This is a genomic window from Terriglobus sp. YAF25, assembly GCF_052113305.1.
In the GTDB taxonomy this organism is placed as follows: Bacteria; Acidobacteriota; Terriglobia; order Terriglobales; family Acidobacteriaceae; genus Terriglobus.
Genome location: NZ_JBFRCY010000391.1, coordinates 1 through 4272, shown reverse-complemented (window position 1 = coordinate 4272; position 4272 = coordinate 1). Strand labels below are relative to the sequence as shown.

Below are 4272 nucleotides of genomic sequence, written 5' to 3'. Positions count from 1 at the left end.
GGACAGGGCTGTAGGAGAGGTTGAACCACCGATCTTCGGGAACGTTGTTGCTGGTGTAGTGGAAGAGCTGGTCTTCCAGCACGATGCGCTCTCCGTTCCACACACGCTGAGCGAACGGTGGATAGATTGCGGCGATCTCAGGAAAGCTCGACAGCAGCGGTTGTCCCAGGGCATGCGGATGATGCGTGCCGATCAGGGGAATATATGCATCGTTATAGAAAAGAATGAGATTGCGTCCCCATTGCAGCGTTGCCGGGAAGGCGCAGCCGAGCATCAAGTCGATGGCGAAAAGAAGATTGGCCGGCCAGGTGTCGATGGGCCCAAGCTCGGTGGAAGACCAGTCAAAGGCGCGAATCGCCTCTGCCACAACGCTATCGTCAAATGGCCATTGAGTTTCGCTCTTCGAGGAACCTTCGGTCTGGCTCAGCAAGGGTTTCGTGCTCCTCGTGCTTGATCGACAATCAGTATAGTGTCAGATAACCCTTTCCGGGATAGAGAGTTGCGGGCAGAATCTGTACCGGACGTGCGGTATCTTGCTAAAGACATTCTCCGAAAACATGAGATTTTCGCCCCCCGGGCCGCGCAATTTTTTTGTACTCTGCGAATTAGATGGAAATCATGCGTCGCGCACGTCTGCGGTATCTGCTGCCTGTCTTGTTGTCTCTCTGCGGTGTTCCTTCTGCCTCGGCAAAAGCAGCAGCGGCCTCGACGGCGTTACCCGCCCTTCAGAACGCCGAAGAGATGGGCCAGGACCTGTTCGTTCTTTCCGGTTCGGTAGGCATGGTTCTGGTCGTGGTGCGCGACGACAAGGTCTTTTTTCATGGGTACGGAGAGACGGCTCCGGGGTCGCACCAGCTTCCCTCACAAGATTCAGTGCTGCGGCTCTGCTCGCTGACGAAGATCTTCACGACCGATGTACTTAGCAAGCTTGCTACCGATCGAGTCGTCCGTCTGGACGATCCGCTGCAGCAGTACGCCCCGAAGCGGATCGTCGTGCCGACACGCGGTGACTCGCCTATCACGCTGGTGGATCTGGCGACGCACACGGCCGGACTGTCGCGTGAGATTGCAGGGGTTCCACCGCATACGCCGCACTTTACCTATCCGGATTACAAGACCCGCTGGCGCTGGCTGCCGAAGCAACGGCTGCACAATGCTCCTGGCTCGTCGGCGCTTTACTCGAACGTAGGCTTCGATCTGCTGAGTGATGCACTGTCGTCCGCAACGCATAAGCAGTACGCCTCGCTGCTGGCGGACCGTACGCTGAATCCGCTGCACATGGTCAACACCACTTTCTTTCCGAACGATGTCCAGTGCAGCAAGCTGCTGGTCAGCGCGCACGATGAAGGTCCATGCACCGTGACGGAGAATACCGCGGGCAGCTCCGGCCTTTATTCCACCGCAACCGACATGGCGATCTGGCTGAAGTATCTGCTCCGTAGCGGAGATAACGGGATGCCGGCTCAGGATAAGGCTGCGCAGGACGTCTATCTCCCGCCGGAGAAACTTGTCCACCAGGTCGGCCTGGATCACGCCGGTATGCCCAGCGGCGTGGGGCTGGGGTGGATTCATCTTCTTCCTACCGACGACCCATCGCACATAGTCCAGAAGACCGGTGGCGGCGCCGGCTTTCGGACATACATCGCTATCAACCAGGCGCACCATACCGCTGTATTTCTCGCTGCAACCGATGGTCCGGCAGGCACCGGCTTCAATCTCTTCTACGGCGCGAACGATCTGCTGCTCTCCATGGCAGGCCTGCCGCCCTTGCCGCCTCCGCCGGCGAGGCTTGTTGTTGTAAAGAAGACCGTACATCGTGTGGCAAAGCCGGCGCCTCGCCGCCGCAGACGTTAGGAAGCATCCTCATTTTCTGCCTATGCGCCACGAGTACGATAAAGAGGCCGGAGGGACATTGTGTCGGTTGAGATGGAAAAGCAGGCGAAGCCGAATTGGCTGGTAACGCTGACCAGCTTTGGCTTCATTGTGCTGCAGAGTGCATGTACGGCCGTGATGGCAATCAGCGGGGTGCGCGTTGTGATCGGCCTCAGTGCCCTGGCGGCTGCAGCTGGGGTGCATCATCCGGCGTCGGGCTTTCACCAGGATGCGATCCGCATTCCGATGATGATCATCGCGGTTCTTGGTTCTCTGGTAAATCTCTACGTGATCTGGAGGATCAGATCGCTGCGTAACCGGCCGGCCTCGCAGTGGCGCATCACGCCGCCAACATCGAAGACGCTGTGGTCGGAGCGATTCCAGATCACACTGGCTGTCGTGACGCTGGTGCTGGTGACAGCCGAAGCAGCGACGCACCACATCATTCATCACGTCCCGTAAAGGCAGTTGCTCGTTGCTCGTTGCTGGTTCCTGGTTGCTAGTTGGGCAAGGCCTTAGAGCAATTCTCCTAATACTGTAGTGTTGGATAAATCTGCGAATGCCGTTTTCTTCGTAGGAAAACGGCGCAAACAGTCAAGGCTCCGCTCTACACCTTTAGGAGAAATGCTCTAGCTCTCCGGTGAGGCCTGAATCGGGTGCCCCATGTCCCTCGGGGACATGGGACGTTCGCGCGGGAGCGCGAATAGTTTTGCTTAAGGGGACGGCTTCAGCCGTCCCGTACACACTCTAAAAATACGCGGCTTTAGCCGCTGAGGTACAGCTCTAAAAGCAGATTTCTCCGCTATCGCTACGAAATGACAAACCAAAAGACGCCCGTCCTCACGGACCCTTCTTCTGCTTAAGTTCTTCTTCCAGCCGCTGATGCAGACGCTCACTGAAGCCGACCGGCAGCTCAAAGACGCGGTCATCCGCCGTAAGCACAAGGATATTGCGCGTCGAGTCCAGGATCGCCGAGCAGAGCTCGCAGTGTTCGAGATGCTTCTGGACGGTCACGCGAATCTCCTCAGAGAGTGTTCCATCAAGGTAATCGGAGATGTAGGTCCACACGTGTTTGCACTCTATGACCACGCGAACCACCTCCTTTTCGGCTTCGTCACCGACTTCAACTGCGGCGCGAGATACTTCTGCAGCATCAGCCGCGCGCGGTGCAGCCTGACCTTCACGGCAGAGACGCTGATGTTCAGGGCCTCCGCGGTTTCATTGATATTAAGCTCCTCCACGTCACGCAGAAGAAATACTTCGCGATAGATCTCCGGCAGTGTCTCGACGGCTTTTCGCAGCAAATCGCGGATCTCCCCGCGCTCGACCGCCTCCGATGGGATCTCACGCCAATCGCGCAGCAGCGCAGGGGAGACCGCTCCCTCTTCATCGGGATCTTTGTCCAGAGATTCGGTGCGAGTTGCCGCCTGGCGGCGAAGACGTCCGCGTGCCTCGTTCAGGGCTATGCTGATGAGCCAGGTACTGAACTTGGCGTCTGCCCGGAAGGACGAGAGATGCCGGAAGGCCTTCAAGAAGGCTTCCTGTGCGACATCCTCGGCATCGGTCTCGTTCTTCATATACGAGAGCGCCAGCAGATAGACCGGCCGCTCATAGGGGCGGATCAGATCATGGTAGAGCTGCGTCTCGCCGGCCAGAATGGCGGCGATGAGCTCGGCTTCTCCCTGCTGTTCCTGGAGCGTCATCGCTACTGCCTCGCAAGCCTCCTGCGGATGATGGTGTCGATCGCGAACCATCCCGGGCCGAAGATCAGCACCATGACGGAGGCGAAAAGAAACGTATACGGATCGGCGACGTAGAACTTGCCGGGATCCGAGAAGATGGCCAACAGCGCTTCGCGGTCTGCAGTCAAGTATGCAACGAACATGTTGCCGGCGAGAAGCAAAGCGACCGGACGAGACAGTAAACCAAGCATCAGCAGAGTGCCGCCGGCGAACTCCAGGCCGGCGACAAAGTGCGCATTCAGACCGGGGAAGGGAATGCCCAGACTGGTAAAGAAGTCGGTAATGCGCGCAAGATGGTGGAGTTTGCCCCAGCCGGTCTGCGCGAACTGATAGCCCCAGTAGAGGCGGACGGCCAGCAGCATGGGAGACTGCAGCCGTGAGAGCGCATCGGCGGCGTTGCGATAGAGACGAAGTAGCGGTTCCATGAACCATCCTGTGGGGAGGCAGGTCGTACCGCCCGCCCTTTCCGCACCGTTAGAGAGGACAGGGGGCAAAAGGTTACAGCCGGTGTGATTTGTAACGTTCCTGCCTCGGCGGGCATCAGATAGTCGCATTTCTCCTGTGGGTGTAGTGCAGGGCTTGTGCATCTATGGGCGTTTTCCGCAATGAAAACGCCGCCGCACGCTGCTCCCGGGATACCCAGCAACAGGAGAAATGC

General features: G+C 58.3%; 5 protein-coding genes and 1 pseudogene. 2 read left to right on the top strand and 4 right to left on the bottom strand.

Annotated elements, in window-relative coordinates; translation table 11 throughout:
• A pseudogene (locus AB4043_RS16290) lies at nucleotides 1-430 on the bottom strand (histidine kinase); the annotation flags it as partial.
• Between the two features lie 188 nt (nucleotides 431-618).
• On the opposite strand from AB4043_RS16290, the gene ampH reads away from it, so the two are divergent.
• Nucleotides 619-1854, top strand: coding sequence for a D-alanyl-D-alanine-carboxypeptidase/endopeptidase AmpH (gene ampH / locus AB4043_RS16285; RefSeq protein ID WP_442302818.1), 1236 nt, complete (start codon nucleotides 619-621; stop codon nucleotides 1852-1854).
• A 60-nt stretch (nucleotides 1855-1914) separates the two neighbouring features.
• A complete protein-coding gene (locus tag AB4043_RS16280) occupies nucleotides 1915-2334 on the top strand; it encodes a hypothetical protein (protein ID WP_442302819.1) in 420 nt (139 codons plus the stop codon).
• A 378-nt stretch (nucleotides 2335-2712) separates the two neighbouring features.
• Here AB4043_RS16280 and AB4043_RS16275 read toward each other — a convergent pair whose 3' ends face one another.
• The 3 genes from AB4043_RS16275 to AB4043_RS16265 are packed head-to-tail and all read right to left on the bottom strand — an operon-like array spanning nucleotide 2713 to nucleotide 4039.
• Complete coding sequence (locus AB4043_RS16275) at nucleotides 2713-2961, bottom strand: anti-sigma factor family protein (protein WP_442302820.1); 249 nt, start codon at nucleotides 2959-2961, stop codon at nucleotides 2713-2715.
• Entirely contained in the window at nucleotides 2952-3575 is a 624-nt protein-coding gene (locus tag AB4043_RS16270; protein WP_442302821.1) for a sigma-70 family RNA polymerase sigma factor, read from the bottom strand. The genes AB4043_RS16275 and AB4043_RS16270 overlap by 10 nt, the downstream gene beginning before the upstream one ends.
• Before the next feature lie 2 nt (nucleotides 3576-3577).
• A complete protein-coding gene (locus AB4043_RS16265) occupies nucleotides 3578-4039 on the bottom strand; it encodes a DoxX family protein (protein ID WP_442302822.1) in 462 nt (153 codons plus the stop codon).
• Between the last annotated feature and the right edge of the window lie 233 nt (nucleotides 4040-4272).